14 protein-coding genes are annotated in these 15,534 nt (G+C 42.5%); 10 read left to right on the top strand and 4 right to left on the bottom strand.

Features of this window, described 5'->3' with window-relative positions:
- The first annotated feature begins 20 nt into the window (after nt 1–20).
- The 3 genes from infC (at nt 21) to rplT (ending at nt 1,339) form a co-directional block, all read left to right on the top strand.
- The gene (gene infC / locus L1070_RS01605) at nt 21–581 is read left to right on the top strand and encodes a translation initiation factor IF-3 (RefSeq protein ID WP_083330511.1); all 561 of its coding nucleotides are present in this window, start codon (nt 21–23) and stop codon (nt 579–581) included.
- Between the two features lie 182 nt (nt 582–763).
- Nucleotides 764–964, top strand: a complete 201-nt coding sequence (gene rpmI, locus L1070_RS01600) for a 50S ribosomal protein L35 (protein WP_070985175.1) — start codon at nt 764–766, stop codon at nt 962–964.
- Between the two features lie 15 nt (nt 965–979).
- The gene (gene rplT / locus L1070_RS01595; protein WP_070990847.1) at nt 980–1,339 is read left to right on the top strand and encodes a 50S ribosomal protein L20; all 360 of its coding nucleotides are present in this window, start codon (nt 980–982) and stop codon (nt 1,337–1,339) included.
- Nucleotides 1,340–1,393: 54 nt separating this feature from the next.
- Here the strand turns inward: rplT and L1070_RS01590 are convergent, their stop codons facing one another.
- Nucleotides 1,394–2,221: an SDR family oxidoreductase gene (locus L1070_RS01590; RefSeq protein ID WP_237124212.1), complete on the bottom strand. Its 828-nt coding sequence runs from the start codon at nt 2,219–2,221 to the stop codon at nt 1,394–1,396.
- Nucleotides 2,222–2,367: 146 nt separating this feature from the next.
- Here L1070_RS01590 and L1070_RS01585 point away from each other — a divergent pair, with 146 nt between their 5' ends.
- From L1070_RS01585 to L1070_RS01560, 6 genes are all read left to right on the top strand, one after another.
- Nucleotides 2,368–4,158 (top strand): M14 family metallopeptidase, encoded by a 1,791-nt coding sequence (locus tag L1070_RS01585; protein ID WP_237124211.1) that lies wholly within the window; start codon nt 2,368–2,370, stop codon nt 4,156–4,158.
- 1 nt (nt 4,159) lies between these two features.
- Complete coding sequence (locus L1070_RS01580; RefSeq protein WP_237124210.1) at nt 4,160–4,801, top strand: MBL fold metallo-hydrolase; 642 nt, start codon at nt 4,160–4,162, stop codon at nt 4,799–4,801.
- 71 nt (nt 4,802–4,872) lie between these two features.
- The gene (locus L1070_RS01575; RefSeq protein ID WP_070985187.1) at nt 4,873–5,331 is read left to right on the top strand and encodes an Lrp/AsnC family transcriptional regulator; all 459 of its coding nucleotides are present in this window, start codon (nt 4,873–4,875) and stop codon (nt 5,329–5,331) included.
- A 122-nt stretch (nt 5,332–5,453) separates the two neighbouring features.
- On the top strand, nt 5,454–7,010 hold the full coding sequence (locus tag L1070_RS01570) for a SulP family inorganic anion transporter (protein WP_070985189.1): 1,557 nt from the start codon (nt 5,454–5,456) through the stop codon (nt 7,008–7,010).
- 145 nt (nt 7,011–7,155) lie between these two features.
- On the top strand, nt 7,156–8,226 hold the full coding sequence (locus L1070_RS01565; protein WP_070985191.1) for a histidine kinase: 1,071 nt from the start codon (nt 7,156–7,158) through the stop codon (nt 8,224–8,226).
- Entirely contained in the window at nt 8,226–9,050 is an 825-nt protein-coding gene (locus L1070_RS01560) for a LytTR family DNA-binding domain-containing protein (RefSeq protein WP_070985192.1), read from the top strand. Before L1070_RS01565 ends, L1070_RS01560 begins: the two co-directional genes overlap by 1 nt.
- Before the next feature lie 220 nt (nt 9,051–9,270).
- On the opposite strand, the gene pyk is transcribed toward L1070_RS01560, so the two are convergent.
- Nucleotides 9,271–10,704 (bottom strand): pyruvate kinase, encoded by a 1,434-nt coding sequence (pyk, locus tag L1070_RS01555; RefSeq protein ID WP_237124209.1) that lies wholly within the window; start codon nt 10,702–10,704, stop codon nt 9,271–9,273.
- Between the two features lie 463 nt (nt 10,705–11,167).
- Here pyk and gndA point away from each other — a divergent pair, with 463 nt between their 5' ends.
- Complete coding sequence (gene gndA, locus L1070_RS01550; protein WP_237124208.1) at nt 11,168–12,541, top strand: NADP-dependent phosphogluconate dehydrogenase; 1,374 nt, start codon at nt 11,168–11,170, stop codon at nt 12,539–12,541.
- Between the two features lie 47 nt (nt 12,542–12,588).
- Here the strand turns inward: gndA and ansA are convergent, their stop codons facing one another.
- Nucleotides 12,589–13,599 (bottom strand): asparaginase, encoded by a 1,011-nt coding sequence (ansA, locus tag L1070_RS01545; RefSeq protein ID WP_237124207.1) that lies wholly within the window; start codon nt 13,597–13,599, stop codon nt 12,589–12,591.
- Nucleotides 13,600–13,658: 59 nt separating this feature from the next.
- Nucleotides 13,659–15,527: a signal peptide peptidase SppA gene (gene sppA, locus L1070_RS01540; RefSeq protein ID WP_237124247.1), complete on the bottom strand. Its 1,869-nt coding sequence runs from the start codon at nt 15,525–15,527 to the stop codon at nt 13,659–13,661.
- Nucleotides 15,528–15,534 lie beyond the last annotated feature (7 nt).

Below are 15,534 nucleotides of genomic sequence, written 5' to 3'. Positions count from 1 at the left end.
CGCAACATATTTTGATTTTCTTGGAGGAACGTACCATTAGAGGCGGAAAAAAAGGGCAAACTACAGCTCAAAAAAATCGTATCAATGAAGAAATAACTGCGAAAGAAGTTCGCTTATCTGGCGTTGAAGGTCAGGAAGCGAGCATTATGTCGTTAAAAGAAGCTCAAGCGATTGCTGATGAAGCAGGTGTGGATCTAGTTGAGATTAGTCCCAATGCTGAACCTCCTGTCTGTAAGGTAATGGACTACGGTAAGTTCCTTTTTGAAAAAGCAAAATTACAAAAAGAACAAAAGAAAAAGCAAAAGCAGATCCAAATTAAAGAGATCAAGTTCCGTCCTGGCACGGACGAGGGTGATTATCAGGTTAAGTTACGCAGCCTAAGAAAATTCTTAGAAGCGGGTGACAAAGCTAAAATCACTATTCGCTTCCGTGGTCGTGAAATGGCTCACCAAGAAATTGGTATCGAATTGCTAAACCGTGTTAAAACCGATTTAGAAGATTTAGCAGTTGTTGAATCATTCCCAAATCGTGTTGAAGGGCGTCAGATGGTTATGATGATGTCGCCTATTGCTAAAAAGTAATAAACACGGCATAATGCGCGCGAATTTAATGCAGGTCTAAAGTACCTTACGGTCACCTGCATTAACCGGTCTTAAAGAAAGGCGCGAGTCTTCACCGGAATTGGTTGTGAGTTAGGCCTTTAAAGTGGTGTTTACATCCGCCTGCTTGCATTGTTTAAAGCAATACATTTGGAGTTATTGCAATGGCTTATAAGCTAAAATCACACAGAGGCGCTGCTAAGCGTTTCAAAAAGACTGCTTCAGGCGGTTATAAGCGTAAACAGTCGCACCTTCGTCACATTCTGACTAAGAAGTCTTCTAAGCGTAAACTACACTTACGTGCTAAGTCTATGGTTCACAAAAACGACATTGGTCTTATCGACCGCATGTTACCATTCGCTTAATAGGGGATATCAGAAATGGCAAGAGTTAAACGCGGTGTTATCGCACGTGCACGTCACAAAAAAGTATTAAAGCAAGCTAAAGGTTACTACGGAGCACGTTCACGTGTTTACCGCGTAGCTTTCCAAGCAGTAACTAAAGCAGGTCAATACGCATACCGTGACCGTCGCGCGAAGAAACGTACTTTCCGTCAATTATGGATTGCACGTATCAACGCTGCAGCACGTCAAAACGGCCTTTCTTACAGCCGTTTCATCAATGGCCTTAAAAAGTCATCTGTTGAAATCGATCGTAAGATCCTAGCTGATATCGCAGTATACGACCAAGTAGCTTTCGCAGCATTAGTTGCTAAAGCAAAAGACGGTCTAGCTGCTTAATAAGCAACTAAGCTTATTTCCCGAAAAAGGAGCCTTTGGCTCCTTTTTTTGATCTTAACGATTCTTGATAAGTATTTTATCTAACCAACTAGTGCTGAGAATACGTTTAAGATAACCCATAAAGTAGGTTGGGAAGGTCACGTAATATCTAGGCTTGGCTTTCTTTGCTGTCAATGCATGTAATAGTTTTTTATAGACGGCTTGTGGTTCAAGGGTAAATGGCTGTGGCGCACGTTGTGCGGCGAGTCTATCCAATTGTGCTAAGTAGTCTTGTCTATGGGGGCTATCTTCGATATTAATGTTATCAACAAATGCTTGTTTTGCGTTTTCTCTAAACTTAGAGGCAATAGGGCCAGGCTCAATTAGACTGATCTGAATATCGGTGCCTATCAGCTCCATGCGTAGGGTATCGGTTAGACCTTCCAAGGCAAATTTGCTGGCATTATAAGCGCCTCTAAATGGTAGCGCCACAAGACCAAGCACTGATGAATTATGTATTATGCGACCAGAACCATGTGAACGCATATGCTTAATAGCGAGGTTTGTTAGGGTATGCCATGCAAAAAAGTTTGTTTCAAACTGTTGTTTCAATACTTTAGTGGGTAGGTCTTCGACCGCGCCTGGTTGCCCATAAGCACCATTATTAAACAAGGCATCTAACTTCCCGTCACATGACTTCAAGGCCTGTTCAAAGCCGTTAGCTATGCTTTGTTCATCATTCAAATCGAGTTGGATGCAGGTTAGTCCTTCGTGAGTTAACCTGTATACATCTTCTTGTTTTCTGCAAGAGGCGATAACATGAAAGCCAGCGTTGTGAAGTGCGTGAGCACAATAGTAGCCAATTCCTGTTGAGCACCCTGTAATGAGTATTGATGTCGTCATAAGTATCTTCTTAAGAAAAATAAAGCCTATTTGTGTGAGCGAGATGTTATTAGCTGCATATTTTTGTTGAATCACCGCACATTGTAAGATGTTAACTAAAATATTGATATAATTGTGCTATCTAGGCTGAAAATTGAGAAATAAAAATGATAGCAAGCATGATCATGTTAACCGCAAGCTTGTCATTAGATGCTCATTTGCCGCCGCTGGAGCCTTGGCAAGGGCAAAGCGAGCAATTGATGCAAATGAAAGGTCCTTTAACCACTGACTTTGAACTTAGTGAAGGCATGAACTCGCCTGATTATCAACAAACAATGGCGTTTGTTGAGCGTTTAGTGGCAGCAAATCCAACTCAATTTAAAGCAATTGACATAGGTTATAGCAAATCTGGGCGGGCAATAAAAATGCTGATCGCATCGGAGCAGAGCCACTTTACAGCTTCAATGTTAAAAAATAATCAAAAGCCGACTTTGCTGATCCAAGCGGGTATTCACGCTGGGGAAATTGATGGTAAAGATGCTGCGTTTATGATGCTCAGAGATATTGCACTAGGTAAGCGTAGAGATTTATTGAGCCAAGTAAATATCTTATTCGTACCAATCCTTAATGTGGATGGTCATGAGCGACGTAGTAAGTACAATAGGATCAATCAGCGTGGTCCGCTAGAGATGGGCTTTCGCACTAACGCCAATAATCTGAACTTGAATCGTGATTACACTAAGCTCGATACGCCAGAGGTTCAAGCAATTTTAAAAGTGATTGATGAGTATCAGCCAGCGCTTTACCTGGATGTGCATGTGACTGATGGTGCGGATTATCAATACGATATTACTTATGGCTTTAATCCCGAGTTTGCCAGTGAGTCACCAGCCATCGCGCGCGTGCTTGAGAGCCAGATAAAGCCTGTGATAGATAAGGCGCTAGAAAAACAAGGCCACATTCCGGGACCATTGGTATTTGCAATGGATAAGCGCGATTTTAAGAAGGGCATTGCTGGTTGGGTTGCTACACCACGTTTTTCCAATGGTTGGGGAGACTTAGCTGGCGTTCCCACTATTTTAGTTGAGAACCATTCTCTAAAACCCTATAAACAGCGGGTACTGGGGACCTACGTATTGTACGATGGCCTTATCTCGGCGTTGTCAAAGTACCATACGCAGTTAAACGGAGCCGTCGCCGCAGAACAAAATAATAGGCCACAGCAATTGGTCGTAAAAAGGGCGTATGCTAAGCAACCCGACACGATTTCGTTTAAAGGGATCAAATATAAGCATTTCCAAAGTGCTATTTCAGGACAAACTGAAGCAAAGTACCTCGGAGAGAAAATACAGTACGACGCCTTACCTATTTACTGGCAAAAGGAAGTTGTGACTAAGATTGACGTGCCAGACGCATTTTATATTCCTCCGGCATACCCTGAAATTGTAGAAAAGTTAAAACTTCACGGTATTAAAGTGGCAAGAGTCGAAGAAATGCCTGAACCGGTTGGTTCTTTGGTAAGCGCTAATGTCACCAGTTACGAGTTTGCAAAAGCACCTTTTGAAGGGCGGTTTATGGTATCAGCGTCTTTTAGTTTTGATAAAGTAGAAGCTCCAAAACTTGCAGGTTGGTATCAAGTTAGCACTGACCAAATCAGAGGTAAACTTGCTACACATTTGTTGCATCCTCAGGCACCTGATTCATTTTTTAGCTGGGGTGAGTTTAACACTATTTTTCAACGCACAGAGTATGTTGAAAATTATGCATTAGAGCCTTTTGCTCGTTCTATGTTAAAAGAGAACCCAGCGATAGCTTTAGAGTTTGATAGAAAGATCCGCGAAGATAAAGCGTTTGCAAACGACCCCAATGCGCGCATGGAGTGGTTGTATGCAAAGACACCATTTTATGATAAGGCTTATCTAAAATATCCTATTTTAATGTCGTTTAAGGGGGAATAAGGTGCAAGTATTAACAGTTCCAGTAACGCCATTTATGCAAAATGCGCGGTTTATTACATGCCCTGAAACGAGTAAAACAGCCATTGTTGACCCAGGCGGAGACGCAGATAAGCTGCTCAAATGTATTCATGATGGTCAGCTTAATATTGAATGCATATTACTCACGCATGGACATCTAGATCATGTTGGAGCGGCTGATGAGCTAAAAAAAGCGCTGGGTCTAGAAATTATAGGTCCACACCTAGATGAGAAGTTTTGGTTCGATGCGCTTCCTATGCAGTCGCAAATGTTTGGTTTTGCACCAAAGGCTGCATTCTATCCTGATCGCTGGCTGTCACACAAAGAGCCTGTTAGTGTGGGTAAAATGCAATTGGAAGTAAGACACTGCCCAGGCCACACACCAGGCCATGTGGTGTTTTATCATAGTGATTCTTCTCAAGTTATTGTAGGCGATGTGTTGTTTAAAGGGTCAGTGGGTCGCACTGACTTTCCTAAAGGTGATGCAAGCCAGTTAAAGCAATCTATACTGGAACAGTTGTTTACCTTGCCAGAAGAAACCGTGGTGTTATCAGGGCATGGTGAAAACACCACCATAGGCTTTGAAAAGTATAATAACCCATTTATGAGTGGACAGTATGGGTGATCATAGGGGCGGACAAATTGCTTGTCTGCATGTATAATTTTTTCCACTGACTAAAATTTAAAGAAAAAACAATGTCATTAAATCAGGTTGATCGCCAAATTTTGGCACTATTACAGCAAGACGCGAGCCTTTCAACGGCAGAAATAGCAGATAAAGTTGGGCTTTCTCAATCACCATGTTGGCGAAGAATTGCCAAATTAGAACAAGATGGCTATATCAAGGGTAAAGTTGCTCTATTGGATGAGAAACAACTTGGTTTTGATATGCTGGTATATGCACACGTGCGCTTGTCCAACCATGGCCGCAACAATCTAGCAGAGTTTGAAAAGCTTATCATGAGCTATGATGAAGTCACAGAATGTTACACCATGGCTGGCACGATGGACTTTATGCTAAGAATTATCTCTCGTGGTATAGAAGGGTATGAGTTGTTTGTGAGAGACAATTTACTCAACCTTGAATACGTTCAAGAAGTACATTCAAATGTGACCATGACGTGTGTTAAAAGAACGACTGCATTACCATTATAACGAGATATAATTTAGTTGTGTCGTGATACTGCTGTCAGTTTAATACATTTTAATCTAATTTGTTAAAAGCGCTGTGTTTTGTTAAAATCCAGCGCTTTTCTGTATGTTGTAAGAGGATGTGAATGTTTAATTTAATCAGCAAGGCGCCAAGCTCTGCTAAAAATGACATCTTATCTGGTTTAACTGTCGCACTTGCGCTAGTTCCAGAAGCGGTTGCATTTGCCTTTGTTGCGCAAGTTGATCCACTCGTTGGCTTATACGCTGCGTTTATTGTTGGTTTAATTACGTCAATCTTTGGCGGTCGTCCGGGTATGATCTCAGGCGCGACAGGTGCTCTGGCCGTTGTTATGGTGAGTCTTGTTGTTGAGCATGGTGTCGAATACCTGTTTGCCACGGTACTGCTGATGGGGATCCTGCAAGTGCTGGCAGGGGTCTTCAAGCTCGGAAAGTTCATTCGAATGGTACCACATCCTGTTATGTTGGGGTTTGTAAACGGCCTAGCAATTGTTATCTTCCTCGCGCAGCTAGGGCAGTTTAAAGTCTCTGATGCACAAGGTCAGCTGCAGTGGATGCAAGGCTCTCAACTGTATATCATGTTGGGCTTGGTAGCGCTGACGATGTTTATTATTCACTTTCTCCCTAAAGTGACCACAGCTATCCCCTCTTCGCTTGCCGCTATTTTAGTTGTTACTGGATTAGTTATTGGCCTAGACCTTGATGCACGAAACGTGCTGGATTATCTCAAAGATATGTCAGGGGATGTGAATGCGACCATTGCTGGCGGTTTCCCGCAGTTCCATATACCAATGGTGCCTTTTAACTGGGAAACATTTACTATTATTTTCCCCTATGCCTTAGTTCTCGCCGCAATTGGTTTAATTGAGTCGTTACTGACTCTAACATTAATAGATGAAATCACCGAAACACGTGGTAACAGTAATCGAGAGTGTATTGGTCAAGGCGCAGCGAATATGACTTGTGGTGTATTTGGAGCGATGGGCGGCTGTGCCATGATTGGCCAATCAATGATAAATATTAACTCGGGTGGGCGTAGTCGCCTGTCGGGTATTACAGCAGCGGTTCTGCTTTTAGGTTTCATTTTATTTGCTGCGAGTCTTATCGAGATGATCCCATTGGCAGCGCTTGTTGGCGTAATGTTTATGGTAGTATTGGGAACGTTTGAGTGGTCAAGTTTTAGACTAATGAAGCGTGTACCAAAAACTGATGCTTTCGTGATTGTATTAGTGTCTGGTGTGACGGTGATCACTGACCTTGCCATTGCGGTATGCGTTGGTGTGATAGTCTCTGCTTTGGTATTTGCATGGGAGCACGCGAAGCATATCTACACAAATAATTATATTGATGAAGAAGGCTCGAAGGTTTATGAGTTACATGGACCGCTGTTCTTTGGCTCGGTAAAGAATTTTGCTGATTTATTTGATGTAAACAGTGACCCTGCCGACGTTATTATTGAGTTTAAGTACAGCCGCGTTGCGGACCACAGTGCAATAGAAGCGATTGACAGCTTGGCTGAGCGTTATACCAAAGCTGGCAAGAAGCTTCATCTGAGACACTTGAGTCAAGATTGCCGCCAACTGTTAGAAAAAGCGCGAGATCTTGTCGAAGTCAATGTAATAGAAGACCCGAAATATAAGGTCGCCTCAGATAAACTTGCATAAATAACGCATAGAAAATCATTAAAAAAGGCACTTAGGTGCCTTTTTTATTTGCGCTGGACAGTAAGAAAACTAAGACAATTTACAGTGATCCTTTCAAGAGCACTGGGATATAATTAGAACAGAATACGAGGAGTTTAATAAGCTTTTGAAATGGCAAGCACTGGTCGATAATCGACAACGTTTTTTTTGGGTTTTACAAATAGCTGGCTGGTTGGGTTATGCACTAGTTAACTATATAGGCTCAAAAGTATTTGAAATGCGCGATATTTACGTGTTTGTTATCGTGCTGAATGCTTATGCAGGCTGTTTAATGACAGTACCATTGCGATATTTGTATCGCAAAATATGGAATGCTTCACCATGGGTACTGATACTCGTAGTATTTGGTGCTTCTTACGTAACAGGTACGTTATGGGCGGTTGTTCAAAAGTTTAACCTCTGGGAGATATACCGTCATGGTTATCGTCCTGAAGAGTGGTTTTATTATCTTCAGCAGGGGTTAGATTCAGTTTACATTGTACTGTGTTGGAGCGGCCTGTATTTCGGTATTAAATATTACCAGTTGCTACAAAGTGAGCGTCAAAAAGCGCTAAAAGCGAATACTATGGCGCATGAAGCGCAATTGAAGATGCTACGTTACCAGCTAAATCCTCACTTTTTATTTAACACGCTCAATGCGATTTCTACCTTGATTTTGGTCGAAGAGAATAAGGATGCAAACCTGATGGTCGCAAGGTTAAGCGACTTTTTACGTTATACCCTTAATACCGATCCGATCAAGAAAGTTGCGCTTGAACAAGAGCTACATGCTCTACAGTTGTATCTAGAAATTGAGAAGGTTCGTTTTGATGAGCGTCTGTCAATTGACATCGATGTCAGTGAAGAAGCAAAGCAAGCAATGGTACCGAGTTTGATTCTACAGCCCATTATCGAAAATTCTATTAAATATGCCATTGCCCATTTAGCAGAAGGCGGTAAGCTAGAGATCAAAGCTCAAGTTTTCGCCAATGAGCTGTTGCTAGAGGTAGGAGACAACGGTCCAGGTGCCGAATTAGATAATGGACAGCTTAAAAATGCCCAAGGTGTGGGTATTGCAAACACCATCGATAGACTAAAAACACTTTACGAAAATAATTATTCATTTGTGTTGTCACATAATGAACCAAATGGTTTAAAAGTGAATATTCGTGTTCCTTTTGAAAAGGCTAAGAAGTAATGAGCAAAATAAAAGCATTAATTGTCGACGATGAGCCCTTGGCAAGAAAAGGCCTAGCAGTGCGCTTACAGTCATTTTCGCAAATTGAAGTCGTAGAGTTATGCAGTGGTGGGCAACAAGCAATCGATGTGTGTCAGTCGCAAGATATAGATTTAGTTTTCTTAGATATCCAAATGCCAGGCATGAACGGTTTCGAGGTAGCAAGAGCATTGAGCGAGAGTATAAAGCCACTCCCTGCGATTGTATTCGTGACAGCATTTGATCAATACGCTGTTCAAGCGTTTGAGATTCATGCATTGGATTACATTTTAAAACCCGTTGATGACAACAGACTAAAACAGGCGGTGGAAAAAGTGCAAAGTTATTTAAAAACACAACAAGACAACGTGCATAAGAAAAAGCTGGCTAGCTTCGTGGCAGGTATTACAGGAAACAACTGCGAAGAGATTTTAAAGAAGCTCGCAACTGGTGATACATTAGTCGATAAAAAATACCCAGAGTCACTTGCTGTAAAAGAGCAGGGCGAAATTATTCGCGTATCGACAGCAACAATTCAGTGGATTGATGCCGCGGGCGATTATATGTGCTTGCATTGCAGTGACGGTCAAACGCACATTTTACGTAAAACGATGAAAGAGTTAGAACAAGAACTCGATCCAGCTCTGTTTGTTCGCGTTCATCGCTCGGCAATTGTTAACACAAAGCAGATCAGCAAACTGGTGACGCAAAGCAGTGGCGAATATTTGTTAGTGCTAGAAAATGGACAAGAACTTAAAGTGAGCCGCAGTTACCGAGATAAAGTTAAGGCTGCGTTGGCAAGCTAGTACAGGGTACTTGAGCAAACATTCGTTTAGTTGTGTACGCTATTTGGTAATTTATACTCTTCAAAACGCTGTGTTATTATTCGCGGTGGCGGCGATAGTTGTGACTTTTAATTTTATTTAGCGAATGTGAATGGTTTTGCTGTTTTCTTATTTATGCGTGAGTCTGGTTTTTGCTCTAAAAAATAGGGCAGCTTAAAGCCGCCCCAAATAAAAATACCAGTTATATGGTGACAATCTTCATGGTGTTGGTAGCACCAATCGTTTCCATCGCATCACCGTGTGTCAGAATGACGGTATCGCCTTTTGCAAGAGAGCCGGCCTCAACAAGTGTGTTCAGCGCATCACGTACCATGGTTTGATCTGAGCACTTTGTTGAATCGAAGAATACAGGATATACACCGCGATAAAGCGCAGTCTGGCCCAATGTACTTTTATGTCTAGATAGAGAGTAAATGGGTAAGCCAGAACTGATACGTGACATTAACTTGGCTGTTTTACCAGATTCGGTCAATGCAACGATAGCCTTTACACAGTCCAGATGGTTGGCAGCATACATAGCCGATAAAGCCAATGTTTCAGATGTATCGGAGAACATGCTATCCAAACGGTGTTTGGAGACGTGTATTTCTGGTTGAGACTCAGCACCAAGACACACGCGAGCCATTGTTGCTACGGTTTCTTCTGGGTAATCACCAGCAGCGGTTTCAGCTGAGAGCATAACTGCGTCAGTACCGTCTAATACAGCGTTGGCAACGTCCATAACCTCTGCTCGTGTAGGCATCGGATTGTCTATCATCGATTCCATCATTTGCGTGGCAGTGACTACGGTACGGTTTAATGAGCGAGCACGTCGAATGATCAACTTCTGCTTGCCCACTAATGCTGCATCGCCAATTTCAACACCCAAGTCGCCACGAGCAACCATGACAGCATCTGAAGCTAAGATAATATCGTCTACGGCTTCTTGAGTTTCTACTGCTTCTGCGCGTTCAATTTTAGCAAGTAGTTGCGCGTTTGAACCTGCCTTTTCAGCTAAAGAGCGTACATAACGCATATCATCACCACAACGAGGGAAAGATACAGCAATATAGTCCACGCCGATTTCCGCCGCTGTGATTAAGTCTTCTTTATCTTTTTCTGTAAACGCTGGGGCAGTTAGACCACCACCTAGGCGATTAATACCTTTGTTATTTGATAACACACCGCCTACGGTTACAGTAGTATGGACTAGGTGACCATCTACACTGTCAACCGCTAGCTGAATCAAGCCATCATTTAGCAACAATAAGTCACCCTTACTCACATCCTGTGGCAGCTCTTTGTAGTCAATACCTACCGATTCAACAGTACCTTGGCCTTTCTCCATTTTTGCATCAAGCGTGAATTTAGCGCCAACGTCTAATGTGACTTTACCTTCTTTAAAGGTAGACACGCGGATTTTTGGACCTTGTAAATCAGCTAATATAGCAACGTGTTTACCTAGCTTTTGTGCTATGTCACGTACTGCCTGTGCACGATCTTTATGATCCTGTGCAACACCATGGGAGAAATTCAGTCTGACCACATTGGCACCAGCTTGGATGATTTTTTCTAAATTGTTATCTCTGTCCGTTGCCGGTCCAAGTGTGGCTACGATTTTTGTGCGTCTAAGCATCAGGAGCTCCTGTAGGCCTATGTCCATAGGGTTATGTTATTTGTGCAAATCAGTTACAAGATCACTTGTTTGCAAACAAGTCTGTATAATGAGCATATTTGCTGCAAATTAACCGCGATAATTAGAAAGATTTAACTCAAAACTCTTTTTAACAGCGAGATTAAATTATATGATCTGTATGACATCATTATGACACCGGTGTCAGTGTAGGTCAATCACTGATATTATTGCCAAAAAGTTTACTTATGAGTGTTTTTTATGCCGCAAACGGCTAAAGTCGTTGGCAATACGTTATTATAATAAGTCGACTTCCGTCGATTGTCGCTGATTATTGCTGTGTTGATAGGTGAGATCAACAGTGTGTTGTGCAGTAGTTAGCCCTTAGCATCTAAAGGGGGCTAGGGTATAATGTTTTTGAAGTTTATATACTCACTATATTTGTAGTTACCGAGGAGGAAACTAAATGCAAGTTGCATTAGTTGGTTTGGGTGTGATGGGTAAAAACCTCGCGCTGAATCTTATCGAAAAGGGGTTAACACTTGTTGCCTATGACACAAACCCTGACGCGGGCGCTGAGTTAATTAGTTGTGCTCAATCTTTGGGCTTAGCAGAGCGTTTACACATAGTTTCAGATCTCGGTGATATGGTACGACGCCTAGAATCACCTCGTTCGATTTTATTACTAGTACCAGCTGGTGAGTTAGTTGATCGCGTGTGCACTGATTTAATTGAGGCTGGGGTCGCCAAAGAAGATATTATTGTGGACTGTGGCAACAGTAATTATAAAGACGGAATTACACGGAAGCTGAAATATCAGAATAAGTTTGAGTTTGCCACTATGGGTATCTCAGGCGGTGCAGAAGGAGCGCGCCATGGTCCAGCCATGATGGCCAGTGGCTCAGAAGGCGGATGGGAGCGTATTGAACCATGGTTTGAAAAAGTGGCTGCGAGCTACAACGGCGAGTCTTGTTTTGCACGCGTCGGGCAATCAGCCAGTGGTCATTTCGTAAAAATGGTACACAATGGCATTGAATATGCGCTGATGCAGCTAATTGCTGAGGTGTATCAATTGCTTCGTCATGGAACTGAGCGCTCACCAAAGGAAGTTGCTGCGATATTTGAACAGTGGTCTCAAGGGTCGTTAAACAGCTATTTATTATCTATCTCAAGCCATATTTTAAGCCTTGAAACGGAACAGTCAGAGCCTTTGGTTGATTTGATTGATAATAAAGTTGGTGCAAAAGGTACGGGACTGTGGACTGCACAGAATGCACTTGAGCTTGGTATTGCGGTACCATCACTAGTTGCCGCGGTGCAAGCCAGACACCTCACTAACACGATAGACACACACGCGGCCAAAGAAATGACTTATGCCAAAAAGGCAACCATAAAAGTGGACGTTGACCTTGATGAATTAAAAGATGCGTTTTACATGGCAAGCTTGCTGTGTTACCGCCAAGGTTTGGCACTTATTAAGGGCGCATCTCGTGAACACCAATGGAAAGTTGACTTAGCAAAAACGCTGCAAACTTGGAGAGCCGGTTGCATTATTCGTGCTGATTACTTGGATGATATTGCACAAGGCGTTGAATTTATAGATACGTTGGAAAAAGAATCTGCTGCGCTTCGTAAGGTAGCGGGGTTAGCTATGGCAAGCGGCTTGGCGTTCCCAGTGTTGTCTTCAACACAAACGTATATCGCAACATTGAGTACACCAAGTAACGGTCACCTAGTTCAGGCTCAGCGTGATTACTTTGGTGAGCACGGTATCAAGACTCATAGTGGTGAGACATGCCATATAACCGATCTAGTAGAGTTAGAATCGAAAGTACGTTGATTCGGTGCTATAGATGATAAAAGCCGGCATTTAGCCGGCTTTTTTGTTTAGCGAGTGAGTTCGCCACGCAAGTTGTCTTGCATCAAATGTCTTACCGTTTCAAGCTCGAGGTTTTGGCTGAACAAATAATGCAGTTTTGCAATACAAGCCTCAAGCGTCATATCATAGCCACTGAGTACGCCGCTATTGAGTAGCGCATTACCCGTTGCGTAGCCACCCATATTTACTTGCCCTTGAATACATTGCGTGAGGTTAATTATAACGACACCACGTTCACTGGCGGCTTTCAGTGCTGCCAAGAACTCACCTTGTTGGGGAGCATTGCCAACTCCAAAGCTAAGTAAGATCAGTGCCTTGATATTGCTATTGATAATACTGTTAATGATGTCAAGGCTGATCCCAGGGTACAGATATAAAATGCCAATCGGTTGTTGAACAACTGGGGTGATTTGTAAGGCCTGGTCAACATAGGGGCTCAATTTGCCTTCTTTGAGCTGAATATTAATACCCGACTGTGCCAACGGTTGCAGGTTCGGTGAGGCAAACGCGTCAAAGCCATCTGCGTGTGCTTTGGTTGCTCTGTTACCACGAAATAGCTTATTGTTGAAAAATAAACTGACCTCGGCAATCGGATAATTGGCAGCCAAGTACATAGCGTTTAGCAGATTAACTTGGCCATCAGAGCGCAATTGTGACAGCGGGATCTGTGAACCCGTTACAATCACGGGCTTGGTCAGGTTTTCAAACATAAAAGATAGCGCTGATGCTGTATATGCCATGGTATCTGTACCATGCAGAACAACAAAGCCATCGTATTGTTCATATTTTTCCTGAATATCGTCGGCTATCATCTGCCAATGTAATGGTGACATGTCTGATGAGTCTATCAGCGGACAATATTCATGGATATCAAACAGGGGCATTTCTTCGCGGGTGAACTCTGCATTGTTCTTTACGGTTTCCGTCAAGTAGCCTTCAGCAGGAATATAGCCACGACTAGATTGTTTCATACCTATAGTACCGCCAGTGTAAGCGATATATATTTTTTTTCTTTTCATAAAAAAGCCCAGAATATATTCTGGGCTTAGTATATCAATTGCTGACTTACTTTGGCAGTTTAGAAGCTTACTTCACATACTAAACAGCGTACATAAGTCCCATTGGGGTCATTAAATTGATTGAGCAGGTCAAGATTCTGTTCAACTTGAGATGTGATAGGTGATAGGTAACCACTTGCTAATTTGGCTACAGACGCATCAGGGGCTACCCCTGCAAGCGCTGATTTTACCGTAGCTGAACCCAAGAACTCACGAATTAGCTGCTCTTTCTCAGATAACTCTTGCTCAATTGTTATCACTTCATAGAAGTCTAAGTTTGCAAGCTTTGCTGCGGCCTCAATGGCATCCTTTTTATAACCTAGATTATCAATAAGACCGAACTCTTTAGCTTGTGTTGCTGTCCATACGCGGCCTTGAGCAACTTTATCAACCGCTTCTTTGGTCATATTACGTTCTTGCGCAACCAGTGAGATGAACTTGTCGTAAGAGTTCTCAACGCTAAGTTGGTAAATATCTACAAGTTGTTTATTAATTCCACGGGCGATAGACATACCGTTGAGTTCAGTTGTTGCCACCCCATCAGAGTGAATGCCCAGCTCTTTTAAGGAGTTCTCAAATGTTAGTATTGCCCCAAACACGCCAATAGACCCTGTGATTGTACTTGGTGCAGCCCAAATTTCATTCGTTGACGCTGCAATCCAGTAGCCACCTGACGCCGCTACTGAGCCCATCGAAGCAACCACAGGTTTACCTGCCGCTTTTATCGCTAGAATTTCATTACGAATGGTTTCTGATGCAAACATACTGCCGCCGCCTGAATCTATGCGAAGCACAACAGCTTTTACCTTGTCATTTAAGCGTGCTCTTTTAAGTAGCGCAGCTGTTGAGTCGCCACCAATTTTTCCAGCTTTTTGTTTACCGTCCACGATAGCACCACGTGCAACGATAACGGCTACCTTTTCAGTTATTGGGTTTTCAAACTGCACAGGCGGCTTGATCATTTCAAGATATTCATCGAAGGAAATTTGATTGAACGTTTTACCGCGCTTATCTAAGCCAACTAGTTCAATCAGTTCTGACTGTAGTTGCTGATCAGTTTTCAGCTCATCAACCCAACCGTTGTGCAATGCGTACTGTGCGAAGTCACCCTTAACAGCTTGTATTTTCATCCCGTAGTCATCGAGCGTTTCATCAAAATTATCTAACCCGAAAGGTCGTGCATCAGCTATCTCTTGTTTATATTGTTGCCACAATTCACCAAGCCATAAACGGTTTGCTTCTTTTGCAGCGTCAGACATGTCGTTGCGAATTAACGGTTCAATGGCCGATTTGTATGTACCAACACGGAAAATGTGCTGAGTGACTTTCAGCTTGTCTAATGCATCTTTGAAATAAAGCGGGTAAGAGGAGAAACCGCGTATCTTTACACTACCATAAGGGTGAAGTGAGATAGTATCGGCATGTGCGGCCAAATAATATTGTGCTTGTGAATAGTATGAGCCATGTGCGATTACTTTCTTGTCAGCGTTCTTGAACTCATCTAACGCTTGAGTTATGACTTCTAGCTTATCAAGGTGGCCACCATAGAGGTTCTCTAGGTCAAGCCAAAGCACCTGAATTCTATCATCTTTTTTGGCTCGGTTAATGACTTCTAAGACATCATCAAGCAGAATTTCGTGAGGCTCATCACCGGACTCACTGAGATCTTGAAATGCTGCGTCTAACGGGTCTATGTAGGTTAGTTCTTCAACCAGATACCCGTTTAAGTTTAACCTCAATACACTATTTTCAGAGACGGTGATTTCTTCCTTATCACTAAAAATCGCGATAATAGCGGCGACTATGATTATGAAAAAAATGATGTTTAAGACCAAACGGCGTGAAAAGTTTAAGCCGTGCCATAATGCTTTAAAAAATTTACCAATCAGATTCAAA

It is taken from the genome of Pseudoalteromonas sp. MMG022, from assembly GCF_021654245.1.
GTDB classification, from domain to species: Bacteria; Pseudomonadota; Gammaproteobacteria; order Enterobacterales; family Alteromonadaceae; genus Pseudoalteromonas; species Pseudoalteromonas amylolytica.
The sequence above is the reverse complement of the archived record's forward strand: the minus strand, read 5'-3'. Positions and strand labels throughout refer to the sequence as shown.

Excerpts from the sequence above, each read along its gene's own strand:
- rpmI (WP_070985175.1), top strand. The coding sequence starts at position 764 with ATGGCTTATAAGCTAAAATCACACAGAGGCGCTGCTAAGCGTTTCAAA.
- rplT (WP_070990847.1), top strand. The coding sequence starts at position 980 with ATGGCAAGAGTTAAACGCGGTGTTATCGCACGTGCACGTCACAAAAAA.
- L1070_RS01590 (WP_237124212.1), bottom strand. The coding sequence starts at position 2,221 with ATGACGACATCAATACTCATTACAGGGTGCTCAACAGGAATTGGCTAC.
- L1070_RS01585 (WP_237124211.1), top strand. The coding sequence starts at position 2,368 with ATGATAGCAAGCATGATCATGTTAACCGCAAGCTTGTCATTAGATGCT.
- L1070_RS01575 (WP_070985187.1), top strand. The coding sequence starts at position 4,873 with ATGTCATTAAATCAGGTTGATCGCCAAATTTTGGCACTATTACAGCAA.
- L1070_RS01570 (WP_070985189.1), top strand. The coding sequence starts at position 5,454 with ATGTTTAATTTAATCAGCAAGGCGCCAAGCTCTGCTAAAAATGACATC.
- L1070_RS01560 (WP_070985192.1), top strand. The coding sequence starts at position 8,226 with ATGAGCAAAATAAAAGCATTAATTGTCGACGATGAGCCCTTGGCAAGA.
- pyk (WP_237124209.1), bottom strand. The coding sequence starts at position 10,704 with ATGCTTAGACGCACAAAAATCGTAGCCACACTTGGACCGGCAACGGAC.
- gndA (WP_237124208.1), top strand. The coding sequence starts at position 11,168 with ATGCAAGTTGCATTAGTTGGTTTGGGTGTGATGGGTAAAAACCTCGCG.
- ansA (WP_237124207.1), bottom strand. The coding sequence starts at position 13,599 with ATGAAAAGAAAAAAAATATATATCGCTTACACTGGCGGTACTATAGGT.